Raw genomic sequence first — 25,032 nt, 5'->3', positions numbered from 1 at the left:
GGCGATTATGGGGCGGGGGATGAACGACCTCACCCCCGATCCGTCTATCCCGCGCAATCGCAAGCCGGACTGGATCCGGGTGAAAGCTCCGGTCAGCAAGGGGTATGAGGAAACCCGCGCCCTGATGCGCGAATTGAAGCTCAACACCGTGTGCGAGGAGGCAGCTTGTCCCAATATCGGGGAATGCTGGACCAAAAAGCACGCCACGGTGATGATCCTGGGCGATGTGTGCACGCGCGCCTGCGCCTTTTGCAATGTAAAGACCGGGATGCCGCGCAAGGTTGACCCGCTGGAACCGGAGAATGTGGCCGAAGCCGCCGCGCGGCTTGGCCTTCAGCATATCGTGGTCACCAGCGTGGACCGCGACGATCTTCCCGATGGCGGGGCAGGGCAGTTCGTCAAGGTGATTGAAGCGCTGCGCCGCACAACGCCTGCCACCACAATCGAAATCCTCACCCCTGATTTTCGCGGCCTTATGCGCCCGGCTGTTGAGGCTATTTGTGCCGCAGGACCCGATGTTTACAACCACAACCTCGAAACCGTGCCAAGGCTCTATCCCACGATCCGCCCCGGTGCGCGCTATTACGCATCGCTGCGACTGCTTGAGGAAGTGAAGCGGCACGATCCCGCCATTTTCACCAAGTCGGGCATCATGCTGGGGCTGGGGGAAGAACGGCTGGAAGTGCATCAGGTGATGGACGATATGCGCAGCGCCGATGTCGATTTCATCACCATGGGCCAATACCTCCAGCCCACGCCGCGCCATGCCGCGGTGGCCGATTTCATTACCCCGCAGGTTTTCAACGCCTATGGGGCGGTGGCGCGGGCAAAGGGATTTTTGCAGGTGGCGGCCAGCCCGCTGACCCGGTCAAGCTATCACGCCGATGCCGATTTTGCCGCGATGAAGGCGGCCCGCACGGCGCAACTGGCCAAGAAGGCGCGCTGATGCCCGCCATCCGCGAAACCCGGCATCTTCCCTACACGGCAGAACAGATGTTCGACCTGGTGGCCGATGTCGCCAGCTATCCCGAATTCCTGCCCTGGGTCGTGGCCACACGCGTGCGCGGGCGTAACGATAACGAGCTGGAAGCGGATATGCTGGTAGGCTTCAAGGCTATTCGCGAGAAGTTTACCAGCAGGGTGGAATTTGACCGGCCGCATAGCCTGCGCGTGCACTATATCGACGGTCCTTTGCGCGATCTGGACAACCGTTGGCATTTCGGCCCTGCCGCCGATGGCGGATGCGACATTACCTTTGATGTCGATTTTGCATTCAAGAACATGATGTTCGAGGCGCTGGCCGGTCAATATATCGACCGCGCCTTTCGCAAGATGGTGACCGCGTTCGAAGATCGCGCCGCGCAGCTTTACGGCAGCAGAAGCTCCAGCGCGCAAAGCGTCGCCTGAAGCCGCACGCCCGCGCGGCTGGTTTCGGCAAAGACGCGGTGTTCGGCATGGGGCTTGTCCTCGCCCCGTATCAGCCGCGCAAAGACCACGGTGCCAACCGGCTTTTCCGCGCTGCCGCCGTCCGGCCCGGCAATCCCGCTGATCGCCACCGCCACATCGGCATCGCACCTGTCGAGCACGCCTTGCGCCATGGCATAGACGCAGGCGACCGAAACCGCGCCGAATGCCTCCAGAATATCGTCCGAGACGCCAAGGCATTGCCGCTTGGCCTCGTTCGAATAGGTCACATAAGACCGGTCGAGCACGGCCGAACTGCCCGGAATCTCGGTAATCGCGGCCGCCACCAGCCCGCCGGTGCAGCTTTCCGCCAAAGCAATGCGCCGACCTGCGGCGCGGTTTTCCTCCACCACGCGGGTCGCAAGGGCGGTGATTTCAGGCGGGAGAACGGATTGCATCAGCGGCCTCTGGCTGTTCCTGTGGCAGTATCTGCCTGCGCCTCGCTCATGGCGATGGCAGCAAGGCGGGCGAGGTTTTCGGGCGGCAGCGGATCGAGCAGGGCCAGCACGCGGTCAATCTGTTCGCAGCGCGACGGATCAACCCGCTGCGTCACCATGCCGGCCACAAATTCGTTGAGCAGCGGACGCAGCGTTTCGGGCGGCATCGCGGACATGATCTCCCCCATGGCAGGGTTCCCCCGCGCGGCAATGCGGACAATGCTGCGCGATGCGCCGGGGAAGGCGCGGTCCGATGTGGCCGTCAGCCGGCGGGTCAGCGCGTCACTCTGCGCGAACATATAAGCATCGGCATCGAGCACCGGACGGCACTGCGCCTGCACGCTGCGCAAGGCCGCTGGCATGGCGGCGAGTGCAAAGGTCGCCATTTCCTCCTCGTTCAGATCGATATTGATCTGCGCGGAGGCAGGCGTGCCGGTGAGAGCAAGGCCGCACAGGCTGGCGGCAAGGGCGAGAAGGCGAAAACGGGTCATGCGCTGATCCTTTATCCTGCCACCAGCGTTGCCACGGCCTGCGCGGCAATGCCTTCGCCGCGCCCGGCAAAGCCAAGGCGTTCGGTGGTCGTCGCCTTTACATTGACGCAATCCCCCTGAACCCCCAGCAACCGCGCGAGATTGTCCCGCATGGCTTGCCTGTGCGGGCCGATCTTGGGCGCTTCGCAGATGATGGTGACATCCACATTGCCGATGCCCAGCCCCTTTGCCGCCGCCAATGCAACCGCGTGCTGGAGGAACCGGTCGGAAGATGCGCCGCGCCATTGCGGGTCGGAGGGCGGGAAATGCAGCCCGATATCGCCTTCGCCCGCCGCCCCCAGAATGGCATCGACCAGCGCGTGGATCGCCACATCGGCATCCGAATGGCCGGCAAGGCCCTTGTCGTGCTCGATCTTCAGGCCGCAAAGCCACAATTCCTCGCCAGTCGCCAGGCGGTGCACATCGTAACCGGTGCCGGTTCGGATCATCGGTCTATCCCTGCTGAAATGATGCGCGAAAGTGAGCTTTTCCAACCGCTCGTCCCCTTCGACCAGTGCCACGGCAAGACCGGCGGCCTGCGCCACCTGCGCATCGTCACCAGCATCACGTGCGCCAACCCAGGCGCGGTGCGCGGCAAGGATAGCGTCGAAGCGGAAGGCCTGCGGGGTCTGCACGCGGCGCAGCACCTCCCGGTCGGCCTTGGCGCCCATCGCATCACCAATCGCAGTCACCATGCTATCGACCACCGGCAGCACCGGAATGGCGGCGCTGTGCGTTTCCAGCGCAGCAATCAGGCGCGCAACGACATCTGCGGGGCAATCGGGGCGCGCGGCATCGTGGATCAGCACCGCTTGCGGGGCGGCCAGCGTCAGAGCCTCCAGTCCGTTGCGCACCGATTCCTGCCGCGTTGCGCCGCCGGTCACCAGAACGAAAGGCTCCGTTCCGGCCAGCATATCGCGCACCAGACTGTCAGCCCCTTCCGGAATGACGACACAGAGCAAGTCCACCCCTGCCGCCTTCAGCCTTTCCGCCGCATGGCGCAGCACCGGCTTGCCTCGCCACAGCGCGAACTGTTTGGGCAGCGGTTGGCCCGCACGCAGGCCCTGTCCCGCCGCCACGATGACGGCGGCAAGGCGCGGTGCTGAAGGGGTTTGGGCAGTCGGCATTGCCCTGTCGCGCTAGCGGCTTGCCGCGTCCCTCGCAATCCACTATGCGCTGCCCAATATTTAGGCACATTATGACGCAAGCTTCGCTCCCCACCCCTCCGGCGGTCACGCCTATCGCCATCGGCCCGGTGCGGATCGCTTGCCCGGTCGTGCTTGCACCGATGACGGGGGTGACCGATCTGCCGTTCCGGCGCCTGGTGCGCAGCTTCGGTTCCGGCCTCAACGTGACCGAAATGATCGCAAGCGAGGCCGCCATCCGCGAAACGCGCCAGTCGGTGCAGAAGGCCGAATGGGACCGGATCGAGGAGCCGGTGTCGATGCAATTGGTCGGCTGCGATCCGGCCAGCATGGCCGAAGCCGCCAAGCTTCAGGAAGGCAATGGCGCGGCGATTATCGACATAAATTTCGGCTGCCCGGTGCGCAAGGTTGTGGGGCAGTTTGCCGGCAGCGCGCTCATGCGCGAGGTTCCACTTGCGATCAAGCTGATGGAGGCGACGGTGAAGGCGGTTTCGGTGCCCGTTACGGTCAAGATGCGCATGGGCTGGGACCATGCCAGCCTGAACGCGCCCGAACTGGCCCGCATCGCCGAGGACATTGGCGTCAAGATGGTCACCGTTCACGGCCGCACCCGCAACCAGATGTACAAGGGCAATGCCGACTGGGCCTTTGTGCGGAAGGTGAAGGAGGCGGTGTCCATCCCTGTTATCGTCAACGGCGATATCTGCACCATTGAAGACGCCGCGCGCGCGCTGGAACAATCGGGCGCGGATGGGCTGATGATCGGGCGCGGTGCCTATGGCCGCCCTTGGCTGCTGGCGCAGGTGATGCATTGGTGGCGCACGGGTGAGGCGTTGAGTGATCCCCCGATTACCCGGCAATATGAAGTGCTTGTGGGCCATTACCGCGCCATGCTGGACCATTACGGCGAAGACGCGGGCACCAAGATCGCGCGCAAGCATCTGGGCTGGTACACCAAGGGGCTGCACGGTTCGGCCGAGTTTCGCAACAAGGCCAATTTCCTTGATGATCCGGCGGTGGTTTTGGACGAGATCGAGCGGTTCTACGCCCCCTTCCTTCACCGCGAGGCGGCGTGAACGGCCCAGCGCCCAACGTGCCCGGCCCGGCCGACCAGATTGCGGGCCTGACCTTTGCCATGCTTGTCGTTTCACCCGAACTGGTGATCCATTCGGTCAATCCGGCGGCGGAAAGCCTGCTGGGGCGCAGCGCCAAGCGGCTTGCCGGCCAGGATGTGATTTCGATCCTCGACTTTGGCGAACCGCAAATTGGCGAGCGTCTGCGCCGAGGGGAGGAGCGGTTGATCGCGCGCGGCCTGCCGTTGAAGGTGGGGGACAAATCGGTGTCGGTGAACCTCACCATCTCTCCGCTGCCCACGCATCCGGGCTGGCGCGTAGTGACCTTGTCGGACACGGGGCAGGGCGAGCGGTTTGGTGACGAGGAACGGCGCGCTTCGCTCAAAGGGCCGGCCGTTCTGGCGCATGAAATAAAGAATCCGCTGGCAGCGATCAGGGGCGCCGCGCAGCTGCTGGCGCGCCAGCTCGACGAAAAGCACCGGCATCTGACCGCGCTCATCACCGATGAAGTCGATCGCATCGCCCAACTGATCGATCGGATGCAGCGCCTTGGCCGCGAACGCAGCGAACCGGTGGGGCCGATGAACCTCCACGAGGCTATCCACCGCGCGCTCGACACGCTTCGCGCCGCATCGGACAAGCCGGTGCGCATCAGGGAGGAGTTCGATCCTTCGCTGCCCCCGGTTCTGGGCAATGACGGCGCATTGGTGCAGGTGCTTATCAATCTGCTCGCCAATGCGCGCGATGCCTGTGCAGGTCAGCCCGATCCCAAGGTCGTCATCCGAACGCGCTTTGTCAGCGGGCTGGTGATGAATGTGATCCGCCTGGGCCGCCCGGTGAAGCTCCCCATTGAAATCCAGGTGAGCGACAACGGCCCCGGCATCGACCCGGCGGTGGAGCAGCACATCTTTGAACCCTTCGTTTCCAGCAAGCCGCATGGGCAGGGGCTGGGGCTGGCGCTGGTGCAGAAGCTGGTGCGCGACATGGACGGGCGCATCAGCCACGAGCGCGAGGAAGGGTATGAAGGCACCGAGGGCTGGACGCATTTCCGCGTGCATCTGCCCATGGCCCGATGATCCGGCAAACGGACAGGAAGAGAGGATAAAATGGCCCGCCACGCTTTGCTGGTTGAAGACGATGCCGCGATTGCGATGGTCATCACCGCGGCGCTGGAGGACGAGGCCTTTCATGTCGACCGGTGCGACCGCATTGCCGAACGCGACCGGCTGCTTGCCGTGAACGAATATGACGTGATGCTCACCGATGTGATGCTGCTCGACGGCGACGGGATCGAAACGCTGGGCGAAGTGCGCGAAGCCCATCCTGCCATGCCGATCATCATCCTGTCGGCGCAGAACACGCTCGATACCGCCGTGCGCGCCAGCGATACGGGCGCGTTCGAATATTTTCCCAAGCCCTTCGATCTCGACGAGTTGGTGCGGGCGGCCTGCCAGGCGGCCGATTCCCGATCCTCCAGCGGGCAGGAAGAGGACGACCCCGGCGAGGGCTTGCCACTGATCGGGCGCAGCCAGCCCATGCAGGATGTCTACCGCATGATCACGCGTGTGCTGCGCAACGATCTGACGGTGCTTATTCTGGGGGAATCGGGCACGGGCAAGGAACTGGTGGCCGAAGCGATCCACCAGCTTGGCGCGCGGAAATCGGGCCCGTTCGTCGCAGTCAACACCGCCGCCATCCCGCGCGAGCTGATCGAGAGCGAGTTGTTCGGGCATGAAAAAGGCGCATTTACCGGCGCCACCGCGCGCAATATCGGCAAGTTTGAACAGGCCAATGGCGGCACGCTGTTCCTCGACGAGATTGGCGATATGCCGGCCGAAGCGCAGACCCGCCTGCTGCGCGCGCTGCAATCGGGCCGCATCAGGCGCGTGGGCGGCGATCAGGAAATCGCCATCGATGTGCGCATTATCGCGGCCACCAATCGCGATCTGGAGCCGATGATTGCGGCGGGCACCTTCCGTGAAGACCTGTTCTACCGTCTCAACGTGGTTCCGATCCAGCTTCCTCCCTTGCGCGAGCGGATGGGCGATATCGAACCGCTGGCCCGCCATTTCCTGCGTCGGGCCGCGCGCGAGGGGTTGCCGCTGCGTCGGCTTTCCCCTGCTGCTGCTGATTTGCTGGCCCGCCAGCCATGGCGCGGGAATGTGCGCGAATTGCGCAATTTCATGTTCCGCGCCGCGCTCCTCTCGCGAGAGGAGGAGATTGACGCGGCTACAGTGGAAGCGCTGCTGAGCAGCGCAGCGGTGGAAAATGCCATGCCGGTGGATGGCAATATCGAAGCGATGATTGCCGCCTGGCTTGGCATGGCGGGTCTGCCTGATGGTGATCTCTATCATCAGGCGCTTGCGGTGCTGGAGCGGCCCGTCTTTGAATTCGCTCTGGCGCGCACGGGGGGCAACCAGCTTCGCGCGGCGCAATTGCTGGGGATCAACCGCAACACCTTGCGCAAGCGCTTGGGGGAACTGGAGATCGATCCGGAGCGCTTCGGCGAATAGAAGTTTCACGCTTAACGATTATTGGCTTGCAAAATGGCAACAGCAGCGTTGTAAGCTTGCAACGTGACAGTGCGTGCAAATCCCCCTGTGGCAGAGATGTCCGGGCCGCGCCGGCCAGGCCGCTGGTGGCGGCGGCTGCGGGCGCGGCGGGTCAATCTGTATCCGTGGCTGGAAGTGATTTGCGGCGTCTCACTCGTCACCATGCTGATGACCAGCTATGTCTCGTTGTCGCGGATGTCCGACCCGCGCGAACTGGTGCCCGCAGGTCAGGCGGCGGCGATGCTGGTAGGGACATTGATCCCTGCGCTGGGTCTGATCGTGCTGTGGGGCCGGCGCATTGCCATCCGCCGCGCGGGTGGAACCACGGCCCGGCTTCATGTCAATCTGGTGTTCTTCTTCTCGCTGATCGCGGCGATCCCCACGCTGTTTGTCGCCGTGTTCGCGTCCTTGCTGTTTCAATCGGGCGTGGAATTCTGGTTCTCGGACAGGCAGCGGGCGATCCTGGAAAACGCCATCACGGTTTCGCGCAGTTTCTATGACGAAAACCAGCGGCAGGTGGGCAACAATACGCTGGCGATGGCGGCCGATCTGCGTTTCGTCCTGCAACAGGTGCCCATGTCCAGCCCGGTGTTCGAGGAGCAGTATTTTCTGCAGGTCTACACTCGCGAAATGGGTGAAAGCGCGATCCTGAGGCGTGCGCCCGATGGAACCTTGCGGGTGGTTGCTGCGGTCGATCCTGATGAGGATACCGAGCGCGAGCGGATATCCCAGCAGACGCTGGCGCAGCTGGAAGCGGGCGAACAGGTGGTGGTGACAGCCACTGCACAGCGCACCGAAGCGGCGATGATTCTGGACGAGGCGGCGGGCCTCTATCTCTACACCGCGCGCAATTCGGATGCCGAGGCGCTCAGCCAATGGCAGCAGGCGCAGGGAGTTGTGGCCTCTTACGAGGAAATGACGCAGCGCGCGCGCGTTCTGCAACTGCGCTTCAACCTGGCGCTGTTTGGCGTGTCGCTGTTTCTGGTGGGCCTGTCTGTCTTTGCCGCGTTGCGCTTTGCCGACCGGCAGGTGAAGCCGCTGGCCGAACTGGTCAATGCCGCGCGCGAGATCGGCAGCGGGAATTACGCAATGCGCGTGGCGGGGCGCACCGGGCCGGATGAAATCGGCCTGCTCAACCGCGCTTTCAACCGGATGAGCGCGCAGATCGAAAGCCAGACCGCTGCGTTGATCGGCGCCAATCGCCAGCTTGGCGAACGCCGCGCCTTTATCGAGGCGGTGCTCGAATCCATCACTGCGGGAATTGTTTCGATCGACGGTTCGGGACGCGTGCTGCTGATGAATCATTCGGCACAGGCGCTGCTGCTGGGCGAGGGGGCCGCCATGCCGCAGGACAGCCATATCGCCACAATCGCGCCGGAGCTTTCCGCGTTTCTGGCAAAGGGCACCGACAGCGGGATCGTGCAGTTCGGCCGGGAGGGGGGCGAGCTGCTGACGCTCGCGGTAAAGGTGTCCCCATCGGCCGAGGGCGCGGTGATTACCTTCGAGGACATCACTCGCCAGCTTCTGGACCAGCGGCAGGCCGCGTGGTCGGACGTGGCGCGCCGCATTGCGCACGAGATCAAGAACCCGTTGACGCCAATCCAGCTCGCCACCGAGAGGCTGAAGCGGCGTTACGGCAAGCAGATCGAAACCGATGTCGAGCTGTTCGACGAGCTGACCGGCACGATCATTCGGCAGGTGGGCGATTTGCGCAAGATGGTGGACGAATTCTCCTCCTTCGCGCGTCTGCCCAAGCCCGTGTTCCGCACCGAGGACGCGGTGGATCTGGTGCGGCAGGCGCTGTTCCTGCAGGAAGTGGCGAACCCGCAGATCACCTATGCCTTCGCGGCGGAGGCCGACATTCCTCCCGTCCAGTGCGACCGGCACCAGTTTGGCCAGGCGATGACCAATGTGCTGAAAAACGCGGCAGAGGCGATCGAGGCGCGCACACGCGATGCCCCTGCCGATTACCGCGGGCGTGTGCAGGTGCGGGTAAGTGCGGACAGCCACTTCGTGCAGGTCAAGGTAACCGACAACGGCGTGGGCCTGCCCGGCAGCCATGAAAACATCATGGAACCCTATGTCACCACCCGTGAAAAGGGCACGGGCCTCGGCCTCGCCATCGTGAAGAAGATCGTGGAGGAGCACGGCGGAGACCTTGCCTTCCAGCCCGCCGAAAGTGGTGGTGCAGTCGCCACCTTGCGCTTTGCCCTCAATCCCGGCCTGTCGCAGGACAAGGCCGCCGAATGAAACCAATGGAGTAACTGTAATGGCGCTCGATATCCTCGTTGTCGACGACGAACCGGATATCCGGGATCTGGTGGCCGGCGTCCTTAGCGACGAAGGCTATTCCTGCCGCACGGCCGGTGACAGCACCACCGCGCTTGCCCTCGTGGATCAGAAGCGGCCCAGCGTGGTGCTGCTCGACGTGTGGCTGCACGGCAGCCCGATGGACGGGCTGGAAGTGCTCGACGCGATCAAGGCGCGTGAACCGGAACTGCCGGTCATCATCTTTTCCGGCCACGGCAATATTGATACCGCGGTTTCCGCCGTCAGCCGCGGGGCGATGGACTTCATCGAAAAGCCGTTCGAGGCTGAACGGCTGCTGCATCTGGTGGAGCGCGCGACCGAGACCGAACGGCTGCGCCGCGAAAACGCGCGCCTGCGCCAGGGCTTTGCCGCATCGGACGAATTCACCGGCAATTCCAACGCCATCAACCAGGTGCGCGCCACGCTGAAGCGGGTGGCGAATACCGGCAGCCGGGTGCTGATCAATGGCCCCGGCGGATCGGGCAAGGAAGTGGCGGCGCGGCTACTCCATGCGTGGAGCCCGCGCGCGGGCAATGCCTTTGTCACGGTCAATTCGGCGCGCATCACGCCCGAGCGGTTCGAACAGGAACTGTTCGGCGAGGAAGCCGACGGGATGCTGGTGCGGCCCGGCCTGCTGGAAATGGCCGATGGCGGCACGCTGTATCTGGATGAAGTTGCCGATATGCCGATCAGCACGCAGGCGCGCATCCTGCGCGTGTTGACCGACCAGAGTTTCGTGCGCGTGGGCGGCACGCGGCAGGTGGGCGTGGATGTGCGTGTGGTCTCCTCCACCGCGCGCGATCTGGAAACCGAAATTGCGGAAAAGCGCTTCCGCGAGGACCTGTTCTACCGGCTTAACGTGGTGCCCATCGCCATCCCTTCGCTGGCAGAACGCCGCGACGACATCCCTGCGCTGGCTGATCATTTCTTCACCCGCTATGCGCGCGAGCAAGGGCTGCAACCCCCTCGCATTGCGCCCGAGGCGATTGCCGCACTTCAGGCCTATGACTGGCCGGGCAATGTTCGCCAACTGCGCAATGTGGTGGAACGCACCGTGATTCTTGCCCCGCGCGAGAAATTCGAGCGAATCGATGCCGATATGTTGCCGCCCGAGATCGTAGGCGGCCCGGTCGAGGGCGGGGGGAATATCTCGGCGCTGATGGGTGTTCCCTTGCGCGAGGCGCGGGAAAATTTCGAAAGGGAATATCTGCGTATTCAAATCCGTCGCTTTTCAGGCAATATCTCCAAGACCGCCGGCTTCATCGGCATGGAGCGGTCAGCCCTGCACCGGAAACTCAAGATTCTGGGCATGGGTGATCGCAAGGATGATGGTGAGAGCGAGGAATAGCCGCGCTGAAAAGATCAGATCGGAAGCACAGGGCAGGCCGCCTTCCGGTATCTGTTTGAAAACAAGGTCCGCCGCGAATGCCGGTTGTCAGATGTGCGTCACATCGGGCGACCAGAACGCTGCCGCCCATGGCGCCAGCCAATAACAGGAGTCAGAATGTGACCAGAACCACGCTTTCCGCCCGCGCCCGGCCCGTATCCGAAGCGCCGCCCCCTCCGCCGCCCCCTCCGCCGCCCCCCGCAGCCGTCAGCCGGACAGGCAGCCTGCAGGACCAGTTCCTCAATTTCCTGCGCAAGGAAAAGGTGCCGGTCACCATGTTCCTGGTAAAGGGCGTCAAGCTTCAGGGAATCGTGACCTGGTTTGACAATTTCTCGATTCTGCTGCGGCGCGACGGGCAATCGCAACTGGTGTACAAGCACGCGATTTCCACCATCATGCCGGGGCAGCCGGTCGATGTCCGTCAGTTCAGCGGCCCGGCCGAGACGGGCCGCAAGCAACGGCTTTTACAGGATATTTTCCTCAGCCGAGTGGCCGAAGTGGAAGTGCAGGTGACGATGTTCCTGGTGAACGGCGTGATGCTGCAAGGACGCATCGCCTCGTTCGACCAATTCTGTATGCTGTTGGAGCGCGACGGCTTCGTGCAATTGGCCTACAAGCACGCAGCTTCCACGATTCAGCCGGCCACCCATGTGGATTTGTCGGCTGATTTTGATGACGATGAAGGTGACGGCAACTGATCTTTGGTAATGACGATATCGATGGCGAGGTAACGCGCGGCGCGCGCGCGCTTATCATATGCCCTGACATCCGCAGCCAGCGCACGGCTCATGATCCCGAGGCCCGGCTGGAGGAGGCGAGGGGACTTGCTCTCGCCATCGGGCTGGTGGTGGCGGAAAGCTATACCGTGCCGGTTCGCGAGAGGCGGCCCGGCACGCTGTTCGGCGAAGGGCAGGTGGAACGCATCCGCACCGATTGCGAATTGCACGCGGCTGACCTTGTCATCGTGGACGGTGCGCTCTCGCCCATCCAGCAGCGCAATCTGGAAGAAAAGTTCAAGCGCAAGGTGATCGACCGAACCGGCCTGATCCTCGAAATCTTCGGGGAACGGGCGCAGACGGCGGAAGGTCGCTTGCAGGTGGAACTGGCGCATCTCGATTACCAGCAGAGCCGCCTTGTCCGCAGCTGGACTCACCTGGAACGCCAGCGCGGCGGCTTCGGCTTTCTGGGCGGCCCCGGCGAAACCCAGATCGAGGCGGACCGCCGCCTGATCCGCGGGCGCATGGCCAAATTGCGCCGCGAGCTGGAGCAGGTGCGCAAGACGCGCGAACTGCACCGCAAAAGGCGGGGAAGGGCGCCCTGGCCGGTGATTGCGCTGGTCGGCTATACCAATGCAGGCAAATCGACCCTGTTCAACCGCATCACCGGTGCGGGAGTGATGGCCGAGGATCTGCTCTTCGCCACGCTCGATCCCACCATGCGTGCGATCAGCCTGCCGGGGGTTGAAAAGGCGATCCTGTCGGACACGGTGGGCTTCATTTCCGATTTGCCCACGCAGCTCGTCGCCGCCTTTCGCGCCACGCTGGAAGAAGTGACCGCGGCCGACATCATCCTGCATATCCGCGATATCGCCAATCCCGACACAACGATCCAGAAGGCGGAAGTTCTTTCGATACTGGGGGATCTGGGCGTGATCCCGGAGAAGGGCGGCGAAAGCACCATTCCCATTATCGAAGTCTGGAACAAATGGGATTTGCTGGATGACGAAAGGCGCGCCGAACTGCGCCCGCTGGCCGATGCCGATCCCGATATCGTGGCCATATCGGCCGTCACGGGCGAGGGGATGGCTGCGCTGTTTGGTCGTCTTGGTGAAATGTTGACCAAGGGCGCACGGCTGCACAGCATGGATATTCCTGCCAGCGATGGCGCGCGCATTGCCTGGCTCTATGCCCATGGTGATATTGTGGAGGACCGCGAAAGCGGGGAAGGGGCGACCGGCCCGATGCGGCATATCGCGGTGCGGCTGAGCGAGAAGGATTTCGGGCGCTTTGCCGCAATGGAAAGCTGACGCTGCGTGATCGAGGGTATCGTCACGGGTTATGAGGAGGAGTTCGACTTCCCGGAACGGTACGCGACACCGCGGATGCCGTATATGCTCGCATCGGTTCCGCGTTCGGGCAGCACCTGGTTCAGCCATGTCCTGTGGGGCACCGGATGCCTGGGTGCTCCGCTGGAATATTGCAATTTCGAACCATCCGGGCCTTATGGCTTTGCAGCGGACCGGCCCGATCTGCAAAACGCGCTGTGGCAGCGCGCTTTGGCGCGGCGCACGTCACCCAATGGTGTTTTCGGATTGAAAACCTTTCCGGGGCAATTGCACCATATTCAGCAATTCAATGCCCCGCTGGTGGATGCCGTGGTCCGCTTTCTGCTGGGGCCGCAATCGCCGCGCAAGGTTGTGCAGCTTTACCGGCGGGATCGGGATGCGCACGCCATCTCCTATGCGCGCGCTCTGCTCACCGGCATATGGCGCGCGGAACAGGAGCAGGGCGAGCGGCCCGAAGCGGACTATTCGCCGCAAGCGGTTGAGCGCGCCGGACATATGATCGCACAGCAGGAGGATGCCTGGCAGGCCATGTGCCGCGATTTGCGCATTGCGCCGCTTCTCCTGTGTTTCGAGGATGCCCTGGATGATCCGGCGGGTGCGGTGGAGGAAGTCGGTCGTTATCTTGGCGTGGCGATCGATCCGGCTGCCGCGATCGATGTGCCGCAGATCCGACAGCAGTCGCGCAAAGGAGCGGCTGAATGGGCACAGCAGCACAAGGCGCGCGGCACCTAGTCCTCAGCCTCTTTTACGGCCTGCCACAATTCCTCCTGCGCTTCGAGGGAAAGCCCTGCAATCGAACCGCCCGCCTGCCTTTCCATTGCCCGGTAACGGCGTTCGAACTTGGCATTGGCAGCGCGCAGGGCATCTTCGGGCGAAATGCCATAAGCCCGCACCAGGTTCACCGCTGCGAACAGAAGATCACCCGCTTCCTCTTCGAGCCGGTCGGGACTGGCCTCGGCCAATTCCGCCATCTCCTCAAGGAGCTTGCTGGCCGGGCCGGCCACATCGGGCCAGTCGAACCCGTCGCGTGCGGCACGCTTTTGCAGCTTTTCCGCGCGGAGCAAGGCCGGTAGCGCCAGCGCCACCCCGTCCATCGCACTTTGCGATCCGCTTTGCCGCCGTTCGGCGGCCTTCAGGTCCTCCCAGCGCGCGGGCGTCATTGTGCCGTCTTCCTGCCCAAAGATATGGGGGTGGCGCGCCTCCATCTTGTCGCTGATGGCGCAGGCGACATCCTCGAAGGTAAAATGTCCGGCTTCTTCCGCCATTCGGGCATGGAACACGACCTGAAGCAGCAGATCGCCCAATTCGCCGCGCAGATCGTTCATATCCTCGCGCGCAATCGCATCTGCCACTTCGTAGGCTTCCTCGATCGTATAGGGCGCAATGCTGGCGAAATCCTGTGCCAGATCCCATTCGCAGCCTTGCGATGGGTCACGCAGGCGCGCCATGATCGAGAGGAGGCGGGTGAGCTGTTGCGACATCTGGGCGAATACTGAATTGATAATATATATTATGTTAAATCGGTAGTGTCATAGGACGCGGGGGGAGCCTCTTCTGCGACGATCACGCTGGCTATCAACCCCGCGATAAGAAAGATGCCCGCCCAGGCCAAGGCCAGCACAAGCGTCTTTTTCGCGCCGACATTGTGCGACCGGTACGCGCCCAGCAGCAAGATCAATGCGCCGCTGGCCCAGATGATCTGGATCCATGCGCCCGTATTCATGCCATCAGCTCCAGGCCGTCATAGCCCACGAGCACATCGGCCGGGACTTCGGCACTCAGCGTCGCATAATCCATGCTCTTGTCCAGATGCGTGAGCACGGTCTTGCGGGCGCGGACGCGCCGGGCAAGTTCCAGCGCCATGGTCAGATTGGCATGGGTTGGATGCGCTTCCCGGCGCAGGCAATCGGTCACCAGAATATCGACATCACGAAACAGCGCCACCATGTCATCGGTAATCTCGCTGAAATCTGTCGCATAAGCTATTGATTTATCGTCTGCATCGAAGCGGAAGGCGGTGCTGGTTGTCGGCCCATGCGGCATTTCTACCCATTTGACCCCGAACCCCGCCGCCATGCGCAGATTGTCGAGCGGGCTGAGTTCGACAATCGTATGATAGCCGTGCTGGCCGGCAAAGACATAATCGAACCGCTGCTTCAACCGCCGCACCGTGTGGGTGGAGGCAAAACCGGGTATCGGCCCGCCGCGGCCGTAACGCATCGGGCGCAGATCATCGATGCCGTGGCAGTGATCCGCGTGGTCATGCGTCCAGAAAACGCCATCCACCTTGTCGATATTGTTGGCGAGCAATTGGTGCCGCAAGTCTGTGGAGGTATCGACCAGCAGTCTTTGCCCGGCATCGCTTTCGACCATGATCGACACGCGGGTGCGCCGGTTTCTCGGCTCGTTCGGGTCGCAATCGCCCCAGTCATTCCCGATCCGCGGCACACCGGTGGATGTGCCCGATCCGAGGACGAGCAGTTTCACAGCGCCGCCTTGGAAAACAGGCGCTTGAAATTGGCGGTGGTGGCAGTCGCCAGTTCCTCCGCGCTCTCGCCGCGCAAATCCGCCACGAAGCGTGCCGTATCCGCCACGAAGGCCGGTTCGCCTGTCTTGCCACGATGCGGCACGGGGGCGAGGAAGGGGCTGTCAGTTTCCACCAGCAAACGGTCTGCCGGGATTTCCTTCGCAAATTCCTGCAATTGCCGGGCGTTCTTGAAAGTAACTATGCCGGAAATCGAAATTGTCAGGCCCAGTTCCAGCACGCGGCGGCCAAAATCGGGTGAGGCGGTGAAACAATGGATCAGCGCCGGAAAGGTGCCCTTCACCATCTCGTCTGCCAGGATGTCTGCGGTATCGTCATCCGCATCGCGCGTGTGGATAATGAGGGGCAGGCCCGTTTCGCGCGCCACCGCGATATGCATCCGGAACAGCGCCTGTTGCACGTTGCGGTCTGATTTGTCGTAGTAGTAGTCCAGCCCGCTTTCCCCGATGGCGATCACGCGCGGATGTTGTGCTGCTTCAAGCAATGCGCCCTTTCCCATTTCGGCATGGGCGTCGGCCTCGTGCGGGTGAATGCCGACCGAGGCGAAGACATCCGCCTCCCGTTCTGCCGTGGCGATCACGTCGGCCCATTCGCTTTGCCGGGTGGAGATGTTGAGGAAAGCGCCAATGCCGGCGGCGCGCGCATTGCCCAGCACCTCGGTCTGCCGTTCGGCAAGGCCGGGGTAATTGAGATGGCAATGGCTGTCGATCAGCATCAGGCGCCCTCACCCTCAGCTTCCGCCAGCTCTAGCCGGGGGAACAGGCCTTCGGGCTTGTCGAGGCGGAAATCCCCTTCTGCCAATGGCGAATACCAGTGCGCACCGATGGCGGCGGGGTTTCGCAAATCCGGCGCAATCCCCATCATGTCCAGCAGGCGCGCGGTCTTGCCGGGCATCACCGGCTGCACCGCCACGGCCAATTGCGCGATGCAGATATACAAGGTGGCCAGCACGGTCTGCATCCGCGCTTCGTCTGTCTTGCGGAGAGCCCAGGGCGCCTGCGCATCGATATAGGCGTTGCAGGCAAACACCGCGCCCATCCACGCCTCCAGCGCTTGCGCAAAGGCGAGGTCGGCATAGGCGGCGGGCATTTCGCGGCGCACCACCTTGTCGACCAGTGCAAACAGCGCCTCATCCTCTGCCGTGTGACCGGAAATGGCGGGCAAATAGCCGTCGCAATTCTTGAAAATCTGGCTGAGCGTGCGCTGCGCCAGATTGCCGAAACTGTTGGCGAGTTCGGAATTGGAACGGGAAACAATGGCTTCCTGCGAATAGCTGCCATCCTGACCGAAGCTGAATTCGCGCAGCAGAAAGTAGCGCAGATTATCGACGCCGAACTTTTCCGCCAGTTCAGCCGGATCGGTTACATTGCCCAGCGACTTTGATTCCTTCTGCCCCCGGTTGAGGAGGAAACCGTGGCCGAACACCTTCTTGGGCAGGGCAATCCCCGCACTCATCAGGAAGGCAGGCCAATACACCGCGTGGAAGCGGACAATGTCCTTGCCAATCAGGTGAATGTCGGCAGGCCAGAACCTTGCCATGTCGCCATCCATCGCCGGATAGCCAAGGCCGGTGAGGTAATTGGTCAGCGCATCGACCCACACATACATCACATGGTCGTCATGCCCCGGAACCTTCACGCCCCAATCGAAGCTGGTGCGGCTGACCGACAGATCGCGCAGGCCCCCTTCGACAAAGCGGACAACTTCGTTGCGGCGCGCTTCGGGCTGGATGAAGCCGGGATTGTCGCGGTACAGCGCCAGCAACCTGTCCTGATAGGCGGAAAGTCGGAAGAACCAGCTTTCCTCCACCGTCCATTCCACCGGCGTCCCTTGGGGTGAGAGCTTCTCGCCCCCCTCCCCTGTCGTCAGCTCGCTTGCGTCGTAATAGGCTTCGTCGCGGATCGAATACCAGCCTTCATAGCGGTCAAGATAAAGGTCGCCATTGGCCTCCATCGCCTGCCACAAGGCCTGGCTGGCGGTATGATGCTCGCCCTCGGTCGTGCGGATGAATCGATCATAGGAGATATCAAGCGCGTCGAACAGGTCACGGAAATGCGCAGACATTTCATCCGCCAGCGCGCGCGGGGTGATGCCCAGATCGCGCGCCTTTTGCGCCATTTTCAGGCCGTGCTCGTCGGTGCCGGTCTGAAAACGCACATCGCGCCCCTGCATCCGGTGAAACCGCGCCAGCACATCGGCGGCAATCGTTTCATAGGCATGGCCGATATGCGGCTTGCCGTTGGGATAGTGAATTGCGGTGGTGATATAGAAGGGCTCAGCCATGGGCTGCATCCCTAGTTGCGGCAAGCCGGGCAAGCAAGCCGCCCGTTTCCTGAACCAGCAGGCCGGGATCGAAATTGGCGACAGGAAACTGCGCGGCAAGGTTCGCCAATTCGGCATTGGTGTCGCACAGCAGCGGAATGGCGCGAACCGGCGTATCGCGCATCCGGCTTGTCGTGATCGCGCGCGCCAGTTCCAGCATCGCGGCCTGCCGTGCGCGGTCGGGCCGCGCGCCGATCGCATCGGCCAGCCTGCCGCGAAGGACGAAGCCGGGATCGCCCGCCTTCGCAATCTGGTCGAGCAGTTCGTAAACCGGCGCAAGATCGAGCGCGAGAAATTCCAGCGCCGCCCCCGGCGATCCGGCAGACGCGCGGATCGCGGCGTTGCGTGTTGAAGCGTTCGCTTCCGGCGCCTGTTCACGCAGCGCCGCGTCCATTTGCGCATCGTTCAGCCGCGCAAAGCGCAGGATGCGGCAGCGGCTGCGAATGGTGGGGAGCAATCGGCCGGGACGATGCGCCACCAGCAGGAAATAGGTGCCCTGCGGCGGCTCCTCCAGGCTTTTGAGCAGCGCATTGGCCGCGCCTTTTTCCAGATCGTCCGCCGGATCCACGATGATCGCGCGCCGGCTGCCCAGCGTGGGCCGGGTATGGAGCCGCTGCTGCACGCCGCGTATCTGCTCCACCGCGATATTGCGCTTGAGTTGGAATGGCTTGCCTTCGTCGCGCTTCTTCTCGTCCTCCTTTGTGGCGGGCAGGTGGCTGAGGACGAGGATATCGGGATGCGATCCGGCGGGTTGCGGAACGCCGGGTTCCGCAACCAGTTCGCGTGCCGCCTGCATGGCAAAGCTCGCCTTGCCGAGGCCGCGCGCACCCGCAAGGATCCAGCCGTGATGCATCCGTGGCCCGGACAGCGCGGCGTTCCATTCGCGCCAGGCCTCCTCGTGACCGTAAAGGTTCATGCGCGTGCCCCCAGCCGCTGCGTGACACAGGCGCGCACAGCCATGTGAACGGTCTCCGCCTCTACCCCACCAGCGACGCGGGAAAACCGGCGCGGTTCGGCTTCGGCCATTTCGGCAAAGCGCCGCGCCACGCGGGCATGGAAAGCCGCATCGCGCCCGCCGATCCGGTCGCTTGCCAGCCCGTCCCGCTGGTGCAAGCGCCGGGTGGCAATTTCGGGCGACACTTCCAGCAGCACGGTCAGATCAGGAAGCAGGCCGCCGCTGCCGATGCCGTGCAGTTGCAGGATCACCTCGTCGGGCAAGGCGCCTTCTCCGCCCTGATAGGCGCGCGTCGAATCGATGAAGCGGTCGCAGATTACCCATGCGCCGCGCGCCAAGGCAGGCCGGATCACCCGTGCGACATGATCGGCGCGGGCGGCGGCAAACAGCAAGGCTTCGGCCGGCAGCGTCCAGTCGGTTCCCTCCGGATCGAGGAGCAGCGCGCGAATGGCCTCTGCTCCCGGTGTGCCACCCGGTTCGCGGGTGACAAGCACGTCCTTGCCCTGCCCTTCCAGCCAATCCGCCAGAAGGCGCACCTGAGTCGACTTGCCCACACCTTCGCCGCCTTCAAAGGTGATGAAGCAGCCGGGTGTTGCGGTGCCATCCGTCATGCAAGAACCCCGACAATGCCGTTGACTATTCGGCGGAAAAAGCCGGCTTTCGTCACATCTTCTGCCGCCAGCAGCGGCAAGTCGAGCACTTCGTCTTCCCCTAGACGGACATGGAGACGTGCCACTTCCTGCCCCGCGCGGATCGGGGCGGCCAGCGGCCCGCGATAGGTAATCGCGTAAACCGGCTCTGCCGTGGCATCGCGCGGGATGGCAAGGCGCACATCGCGGGCAGCCACCAGTGCAACCTTGCGTGCCGATCCATCCTGCACCATCGCCTCGCCAACAGGCGTGCGGGCGGGAGCGACCAGACGCGTGGCAAAGCCGGAAAAACCCCATTCGAGCAGGGCGCGTGCCGTCTCGTCCCGCAATTGCGCTGTCGGCGCACCCGCGATCACCATGACAAGGCGCCGCCCACCACGCTCGGCCGAGCCGAGAAAGGTATAGCCCGCTTCGTTGGTGAAACCGGTTTTCATCCCGTCCGCCCCCGGCACGCGCCCCGTTACCGGATCGTGATTGCGCTGTTCGATGTTCCGCCAGCGCAGCGTGCGATGCCCGAAATAGCGGCGGTAGAGATCGGGATAGCGCGTGACGATCGCGCTGCCCAGCAAGGCCAGATCATGCGCGGTGGTAAAGGTGCGCCCTTCATCGGGATAGCCATTGGCCGAACCGAAATGCGTGTTGCGCATACCCAGCGCTGCGGCATTCTCGTTCATCAACGCAAGCCACTCGTCCAGAGAACCTGCCGCCGCCTCGGCAATGGCGACGCTGGCATCATTGCCCGATACCGTGGTGGCCCCCAGGATCAACTCGCCAAATGTGGGCGCTTCCCCCGCCTTCAGGAACATGGAGGAGCCCACGCCCGACCATTCCTTTTCCAGTTCGGGAGTGATGGGAACACGGGTGGAGGTGGAAATTCGCCCTTCGGTCACCAGGCGAAAGGCGGTGTAGGCTGTCATCACCTTCACCACCGATGCGGGCATCAGACGGCGGTTTTCCTCGCGCGCATAAAGGCGCTGACCGGTGTTGACGTCGACAAGCAGCGCCACAGGTATGTCGGGCGGCACCGGGGCGGGGTTGGCAAGGAGGGGGGGCGCGCAGACAAGCAGCAGCCATACCGCCACTTTGCCAGCCAAAACCCGAACAACCTGCAACGCCTGCTCCCCCGCATCAACCGCAGGAGAGCGAGCCGCCTGTCTGGCAGATCAGCCCTGCCCGTCGGTCAGGATTCGGGCATCGCTATAACCCGCGCGGCGCACATTGGCGAGCGAGGCCTCGGCTTCGCTGCGCGTCGCAAAGGGGCCGGTGCGCACGCGGAACAGATTGCCGAAAGGCACCACCTGCCCGCCCAGCGCTTCGGCCACCCGCGCGGCGCGTTCCCGCGTGGAGAAAGTCGCGGCCTGCACGGCAAAGCCAGATGCAGCCGGAGGACGCGGCGCGGATACCGGAGCCGCCGGCAATGGAGCGGGTGTTGCTGCTGCCGGCGGTGCCAGCGGAGGCGGCGGCATCTCATTGGCAACGGGCGGTGTGAAGGCAGCGGCAAAATCGCTGCTCGCCTCAACCGTGGAAGCGACTTGCGGGGCGACAACAGGTGTCAGCGCCAGGCTGGCCGATCCTTCTGCCGGAAGCCGGCGGCGCAGAACTTCCACCAGCCCCATCGGCGTATCCATCCGCATCGGTGCCGGCTGCCCGTCACGCAGCAGCGCACGGTGCATTTCGGGCGCGTTGACGCGGCGGACGCGCACAGGGGTGTTCTCGCTCGCGCCGAGTTGCTCCATCGCTGCGGGCGACAGGCTGAGCAGGTGGTGCGTTTCCATTGGCCCGCGGGCTTCCAACCGGATCAATATCGTCCGGCCCGTCTCCAGAGATGTCACCTCGACATAGGCGGGAAAGGGCAGCGTATGATGCGCGCCGGTATAGCCCCTGCCGTTGCCGGCGGTAACATAGCCGACCTCGTCATAATTGAGCACATCGGCGGGACGATAGGTCACGCTGCCGATCTGGTAGGGTTCACCAATCGTCACCGGGAAATCCGCCTGCGGGCCATTCCCCGGCAGGCTGCTTGCGGCCAACAGGCCTGTAGCCGGCCCGCCGCCACCCAACGCGCCGCACGCGGCCAGGGCCGTGGTGCTGGCCAGAATTACACAGACGCGCGCAATCCGGCCCGCCTTGCTGTCACCTTGAAATCTCATCTGCAAGCAACCCCACGCTCATCGCATAGTAGTTCGAGCAGTTATATTCGAGGATAACCCTATAATTCTGGGTTAAGAGATAGCCGGGAGCCGCAGGGCCATCGGGTTCAAACAGCGTCGCCAGCACATCTTCGCCAATCGGCCCGCGCGGTTCTACGCCCAGCGCGCGCCATTCGCGCACTGTCATCCAGCGGCTGTGGCGTTCGTGTACACGCGGGCAGAGTGGTGAAACAACATGGTTGGCAATTGCCGAACGATCCACCGAATTGGGCACGAAGGCGCGCACGCCCCACGGCTGTCCGGTGCGCCATCCTGCATCGCGGAAATAATTGGCGATTGAATGCAGCGTATCGGTTTCCGAATTCCAGATGTCACGCTTGCCATCCCCATCGCCATCCACCGCAAGCCGCAGATAGACCGAAGGAAGAAACTGCGGATTGCCGAAGGCGCCCGCATGGCTTCCCACCAAATCGGTGCGTGGCACGCCCTGATCCACCATGCGCAAGGTGGCAAGCAGTTCCGGCTCGAACAGATCGCGCCGCCGCCCCTCCCACGCCAGCGTGGCGAGCGCTTGCGGCAGATCGAAACCGCCCTTCACCGCCCCGTAGGACGTCTCATGCCCCCAAATTGCCAGAATGATGCTGGCGGGCACGCCATATTGCTGCTCCACCTCCCGCGCCAAGGGGCCCACACGGCGCATGGCCGCCAGCCCGCCATTTATGCGCGCCTGCGTGTTATGACGGTTCAGGTAATTTGCCATCGAGGCAAATCCGGTGCTGGTGACCGCGCCGGGTGAGACATTGGCGCGGTCCAGTTCGATCACCCGGTTGCTGACCGTAAGATTGCCCAGCACGCCGTCAATCGTGCTCTGGCTGATACCTTCCGCCCGCGCCTTTGCTGCCACCGTTTCCAGATAGGCGGAAAAGCTGGGCTGCTGCGCCTGCGCAGCCGAGCCAAGCGGAAAAAGAGCAAGCGCTGCGGCAGCAAGCAGGCGGGTGCGCAAGGACTTAGGGATTGCAATTCTCATGGCATCAGAATGCCACAACGGGAGCGCAAAGGGAATCCCCTGCGCTCCCGCGGCGTGTGATCAGCCAAGCCGTGCGCGCGCCCCGATCAGTCGAGATCGGGCTGCATCCCCGGATTGCGCGCCAGCATTTCGCTGAACGGGCCGAAGCCGCAATTTTCCTCGCCCTGACAATTGGTTACCGTGTGGACATAGCGAATCCTGCCATTCTCGATACGGAATGTGTGGCTGTCGGGACGGCGCTTTTCGCCCATCTTGAGCAGGACGTTCACCGCGCCGCGCGCCTCGTCGATCACATATTCGCGCTCCACCATCGGAACACCCGAAGGAACACCAACATTGCAACTGTCTTCCGGTGTGCCGCGGCCCGTATAGATCCCGCCTTCCAGCCGCGCGCAGGGCGTACCCCACGGCACCTCCACGGTGGGATCGCTGAACAGGTCGAGATAGGCATCGGCAGCGGCGCGCAGTTCGGCGCGCGTGTTGCGCTGGCCTTCGGGGATCACGCCCCAATCCTCGCGGCTCGCATAGTAAGCGGTGCGTTCGGCATCGAACAGCCAGTCACCCTCGCGCGTCACCACATTGTTGAACGGGCCGACACCAAAAAAGCCGTTGCCGATCTGGGTTGCCAGCACTTCCCATTCATCGCCATGTTTGGTGACGGCCTGCACATAGACGCGGCAGGCGGTATTGTCCTGCAGTGCCATGTGCCAGACCACTTCACGCGGCGTATCGAGGAACCCGCCCAGCGAGGAGCGGCGAAAATTCTCGTTGTAATCCACCCATTCGCCCAGATTCATCGTCATCATGGTCCCGCGCTCCAGCGCGGCGATCCAGGTGTCGACGATGCTCTGCGTAAGTTCCGCCGGGCAGCCGCCCTGCGCGGCGGCAGGGGTGGCAAAGCCCATCGCGGCAGTCGCGCCCATCGCGGCGAGCAGTTTGTGCGTGAAGGTCAATTTGGCTTTCATGGTGTCTGTGTGATCCTTTTTCGGGATAGGGGGGAATGGTTATTCGGGGATCGCCGGCCGCATACCGGGATTGCGCGCCAGCATTTCGGACAAGGGGGGAAAGCCGCAATTGTCCACGCCGTTGCAATTTGTGATGGTGTGGACATAGCGCAGGCGGCCATCCTCCACGCGGAAAATATGCGCATCGGGCAGGCCATTTGCCCCGCCAAAGCGAAGCCGCACGGCCACCGCGCCCAGCGCTTCGTCCACGATGTAATCGCGTTCCACCAGTTCTATACCGCTGGGAACGCCGACATTGCAGCTGTCGGTCGGCAGGCCGCGCCCGGTGTAAAGGCCGCCCTCCAGCCGCGCGCAGGGTTCACCCCAAGGCACCTGCACACTGGGATCGTTGAACAGGTCGAGATAGGCATCGGCCGCCGCGATCAGCTCGGCACGGGTGTTGCGGCGTCCTTCGGGGATTTCGGCCCAGTCTTCGGCGCGGGCATATTCCAGCGTCCTGGCCGCATCGAACAGCCAATCGCCCGTGGTAGTGGTGACCACGTCATACCGGTTCACCAGCCCGCCTCGCGTGGAAATCTTGGTACCCAACACCCACGGGCTTTCCGGATTGGCGATGATGAGCGTCACGAAAATACTGCAGGTTTGCGTGTCGAGCAGCGCGCGGTGCCAGTCCACATTGTGCGCCGTCGCCAGGACGCCGCCATGCGTCATCGAGGAGAGGCGGTAATTCTCCCGGTATTGCACCCATTCACCCATGGGCACCCGAAACCCCTCGCCCGCCTGTTGTGCGGCGACATAGGCATCGGCAAGCGACTGCAATTGCGCCCGGTCGCAGGCCCCCTGCGCCGCCGCTGGCGCAGCCACACAAACCGCGCCCGCAAGGGCCAGCGACGCCGTGATAATCCGTGCAAAAGCCATCTGCCGATCCTCTCCCTGACCGTCTCAAGCGTTATGATTGCAATGGTAGCCCAAACGCAGATGACAACGCAACAAATCCCGGCTAGCCGGAGCAGCGAAGCGGACAGGTGGCCGAGTGGTTTAAGGCAGCGGTCTTGAAAACCGCCGTGGGTGCAAGTCCACCGTGGGTTCGAATCCCACCCTGTCCGCCAACATCTCATCGCGAATCAATGAGATGGACCTCGCGGGGCCAGAGAATCCCCAGCTTCCGCGCGGTTTTGCCGGTTGCGACCGAACCTCAGAGACTGCCGAAAACGCCAAAATCGGTCTCTGATCGGCTTTCGTCTCTTTTCACCCGAACCTCGCCGGAAAAGGTTCGGGTTATAATTAACCTATTAAATCAGCGAGTTGGGCATTTCACTCGACAGGCAGTTCCCTGAGCAATCATGGTCGTCCCTGCATTCAGAGAACCCAAAGTGGGTGGTCTGAGCCCGAAGTTTCTACCAGCTACGAGTAGAGCCTTGAGCCGTTATGATGCCCATCGCTGGGCGTGATGGC

Annotated in this window: 25 protein-coding genes and 1 tRNA gene; 11 read left to right on the top strand and 15 right to left on the bottom strand. The window is 63.3% G+C overall.

Annotated features, from left to right (window positions below):
* Positions 1–19: 19 nt before the first annotated feature.
* Together lipA and WFP44_RS03940 are read left to right on the top strand one after the other, a co-directional pair.
* Positions 20–946 carry a lipoyl synthase gene (gene lipA, locus WFP44_RS03945; RefSeq protein WP_336925071.1) on the top strand — a complete coding sequence of 309 codons (927 nt, stop codon included), beginning with the start codon at positions 20–22 and terminating at the stop codon, positions 944–946.
* The gene (locus tag WFP44_RS03940) at positions 946–1,407 is read left to right on the top strand and encodes a type II toxin-antitoxin system RatA family toxin (RefSeq protein WP_336925070.1); all 462 of its coding nucleotides are present in this window, start codon (positions 946–948) and stop codon (positions 1,405–1,407) included. The genes lipA and WFP44_RS03940 overlap by 1 nt, the downstream gene beginning before the upstream one ends.
* Here the strand turns inward: WFP44_RS03940 and WFP44_RS03935 are convergent.
* Genes WFP44_RS03935 through WFP44_RS03925 form a run of 3 tightly spaced genes read right to left on the bottom strand, consistent with a single transcriptional unit; the run spans position 1,368 to position 3,558 of the window.
* Complete coding sequence (locus WFP44_RS03935) at positions 1,368–1,862, bottom strand: CinA family protein (RefSeq protein ID WP_336925069.1); 495 nt, start codon at positions 1,860–1,862, stop codon at positions 1,368–1,370. The two genes, WFP44_RS03940 and WFP44_RS03935, sit on opposite strands and share 40 nt — an antisense overlap.
* Positions 1,862–2,392, bottom strand: coding sequence for a hypothetical protein (locus WFP44_RS03930; RefSeq protein ID WP_336925068.1), 531 nt, complete (start codon positions 2,390–2,392; stop codon positions 1,862–1,864). The genes WFP44_RS03935 and WFP44_RS03930 overlap by 1 nt, the downstream gene beginning before the upstream one ends.
* 11 nt (positions 2,393–2,403) lie before the next feature.
* Positions 2,404–3,558: a bifunctional 2-C-methyl-D-erythritol 4-phosphate cytidylyltransferase/2-C-methyl-D-erythritol 2,4-cyclodiphosphate synthase gene (locus WFP44_RS03925; RefSeq protein ID WP_336925067.1), complete on the bottom strand. Its 1,155-nt coding sequence runs from the start codon at positions 3,556–3,558 to the stop codon at positions 2,404–2,406.
* 71 nt (positions 3,559–3,629) lie between these two features.
* Here WFP44_RS03925 and dusB point away from each other — a divergent pair, with 71 nt between their 5' ends.
* From dusB to WFP44_RS03885, 8 genes are all read left to right on the top strand, one after another.
* Positions 3,630–4,652 (top strand): tRNA dihydrouridine synthase DusB, encoded by a 1,023-nt coding sequence (dusB, locus tag WFP44_RS03920; protein ID WP_336925066.1) that lies wholly within the window; start codon positions 3,630–3,632, stop codon positions 4,650–4,652.
* A complete protein-coding gene (locus WFP44_RS03915; protein ID WP_336925065.1) occupies positions 4,649–5,725 on the top strand; it encodes a two-component system sensor histidine kinase NtrB in 1,077 nt (358 codons plus the stop codon). The genes dusB and WFP44_RS03915 overlap by 4 nt, the downstream gene beginning before the upstream one ends.
* Positions 5,726–5,755: 30 nt before the next feature.
* Positions 5,756–7,162 carry a sigma-54-dependent transcriptional regulator gene (locus WFP44_RS03910; RefSeq protein WP_336925064.1) on the top strand — a complete coding sequence of 469 codons (1,407 nt, stop codon included), beginning with the start codon at positions 5,756–5,758 and terminating at the stop codon, positions 7,160–7,162.
* Between the two features lie 63 nt (positions 7,163–7,225).
* Positions 7,226–9,451 carry a sensor histidine kinase gene (locus WFP44_RS03905; RefSeq protein ID WP_336925063.1) on the top strand — a complete coding sequence of 742 codons (2,226 nt, stop codon included), beginning with the start codon at positions 7,226–7,228 and terminating at the stop codon, positions 9,449–9,451.
* Positions 9,452–9,470: 19 nt separating this feature from the next.
* A complete protein-coding gene (ntrX, locus tag WFP44_RS03900) occupies positions 9,471–10,859 on the top strand; it encodes a nitrogen assimilation response regulator NtrX (RefSeq protein WP_336925062.1) in 1,389 nt (462 codons plus the stop codon).
* Positions 10,860–11,017: 158 nt separating this feature from the next.
* Positions 11,018–11,596 carry an RNA chaperone Hfq gene (hfq, locus tag WFP44_RS03895; protein ID WP_336925061.1) on the top strand — a complete coding sequence of 193 codons (579 nt, stop codon included), beginning with the start codon at positions 11,018–11,020 and terminating at the stop codon, positions 11,594–11,596.
* The gene (gene hflX / locus WFP44_RS03890) at positions 11,596–12,924 is read left to right on the top strand and encodes a GTPase HflX (protein ID WP_452039001.1); all 1,329 of its coding nucleotides are present in this window, start codon (positions 11,596–11,598) and stop codon (positions 12,922–12,924) included. Before hfq ends, hflX begins: the two co-directional genes overlap by 1 nt.
* Before the next feature lie 6 nt (positions 12,925–12,930).
* Positions 12,931–13,695 carry a Stf0 family sulfotransferase gene (locus tag WFP44_RS03885; protein WP_336925060.1) on the top strand — a complete coding sequence of 255 codons (765 nt, stop codon included), beginning with the start codon at positions 12,931–12,933 and terminating at the stop codon, positions 13,693–13,695.
* On the opposite strand, the gene mazG is transcribed toward WFP44_RS03885, so the two are convergent.
* The 12 genes from mazG to WFP44_RS03825 form a co-directional block, all read right to left on the bottom strand.
* The gene (mazG, locus tag WFP44_RS03880) at positions 13,692–14,444 is read right to left on the bottom strand and encodes a nucleoside triphosphate pyrophosphohydrolase (protein ID WP_336925059.1); all 753 of its coding nucleotides are present in this window, start codon (positions 14,442–14,444) and stop codon (positions 13,692–13,694) included. The two genes, WFP44_RS03885 and mazG, sit on opposite strands and share 4 nt — an antisense overlap.
* Before the next feature lie 29 nt (positions 14,445–14,473).
* Positions 14,474–14,686 carry a hypothetical protein gene (locus WFP44_RS03875; RefSeq protein WP_336925058.1) on the bottom strand — a complete coding sequence of 71 codons (213 nt, stop codon included), beginning with the start codon at positions 14,684–14,686 and terminating at the stop codon, positions 14,474–14,476.
* Positions 14,683–15,450 (bottom strand): MBL fold metallo-hydrolase, encoded by a 768-nt coding sequence (locus WFP44_RS03870; protein ID WP_336925057.1) that lies wholly within the window; start codon positions 15,448–15,450, stop codon positions 14,683–14,685. The genes WFP44_RS03875 and WFP44_RS03870 overlap by 4 nt, the downstream gene beginning before the upstream one ends.
* A complete protein-coding gene (locus WFP44_RS03865; RefSeq protein ID WP_336925056.1) occupies positions 15,447–16,223 on the bottom strand; it encodes a TatD family hydrolase in 777 nt (258 codons plus the stop codon). The genes WFP44_RS03870 and WFP44_RS03865 overlap by 4 nt, the downstream gene beginning before the upstream one ends.
* Positions 16,223–17,791 (bottom strand): methionine--tRNA ligase, encoded by a 1,569-nt coding sequence (gene metG / locus WFP44_RS03860; RefSeq protein ID WP_336925055.1) that lies wholly within the window; start codon positions 17,789–17,791, stop codon positions 16,223–16,225. The genes WFP44_RS03865 and metG overlap by 1 nt, the downstream gene beginning before the upstream one ends.
* Positions 17,784–18,746 (bottom strand): DNA polymerase III subunit delta', encoded by a 963-nt coding sequence (locus WFP44_RS03855; RefSeq protein WP_336925054.1) that lies wholly within the window; start codon positions 18,744–18,746, stop codon positions 17,784–17,786. The genes metG and WFP44_RS03855 overlap by 8 nt, the downstream gene beginning before the upstream one ends.
* The gene (tmk, locus tag WFP44_RS03850; protein ID WP_336925053.1) at positions 18,743–19,396 is read right to left on the bottom strand and encodes a dTMP kinase; all 654 of its coding nucleotides are present in this window, start codon (positions 19,394–19,396) and stop codon (positions 18,743–18,745) included. The genes WFP44_RS03855 and tmk overlap by 4 nt, the downstream gene beginning before the upstream one ends.
* A complete protein-coding gene (locus WFP44_RS03845; RefSeq protein ID WP_336925052.1) occupies positions 19,393–20,442 on the bottom strand; it encodes a D-alanyl-D-alanine carboxypeptidase family protein in 1,050 nt (349 codons plus the stop codon). The genes tmk and WFP44_RS03845 overlap by 4 nt, the downstream gene beginning before the upstream one ends.
* 156 nt (positions 20,443–20,598) lie before the next feature.
* Positions 20,599–21,585 (bottom strand): SPOR domain-containing protein, encoded by a 987-nt coding sequence (locus WFP44_RS03840; RefSeq protein WP_336925051.1) that lies wholly within the window; start codon positions 21,583–21,585, stop codon positions 20,599–20,601.
* On the bottom strand, positions 21,569–22,612 hold the full coding sequence (locus tag WFP44_RS03835; protein WP_377922984.1) for a lytic murein transglycosylase: 1,044 nt from the start codon (positions 22,610–22,612) through the stop codon (positions 21,569–21,571). Before WFP44_RS03835 ends, WFP44_RS03840 begins: the two co-directional genes overlap by 17 nt.
* Before the next feature lie 86 nt (positions 22,613–22,698).
* On the bottom strand, positions 22,699–23,577 hold the full coding sequence (locus WFP44_RS03830; RefSeq protein WP_336925048.1) for a DUF8021 domain-containing protein: 879 nt from the start codon (positions 23,575–23,577) through the stop codon (positions 22,699–22,701).
* A gap of 39 nt (positions 23,578–23,616) precedes the next feature.
* The gene (locus tag WFP44_RS03825; protein WP_336925047.1) at positions 23,617–24,495 is read right to left on the bottom strand and encodes a DUF8021 domain-containing protein; all 879 of its coding nucleotides are present in this window, start codon (positions 24,493–24,495) and stop codon (positions 23,617–23,619) included.
* Positions 24,496–24,596: 101 nt separating this feature from the next.
* Here WFP44_RS03825 and WFP44_RS03820 point away from each other — a divergent pair.
* Positions 24,597–24,686, top strand: a tRNA-Ser gene (locus tag WFP44_RS03820).
* Positions 24,687–25,032: the final 346 nt, after the last annotated feature.

Source organism: Alteraurantiacibacter palmitatis (assembly GCF_037154115.1).
In the GTDB taxonomy this organism is placed as follows: domain Bacteria; phylum Pseudomonadota; class Alphaproteobacteria; order Sphingomonadales; family Sphingomonadaceae; genus Alteraurantiacibacter; species Alteraurantiacibacter palmitatis.
Note: the sequence above shows the minus strand (reverse complement) of the source record. Positions and strands in the feature narration are given on the sequence as shown.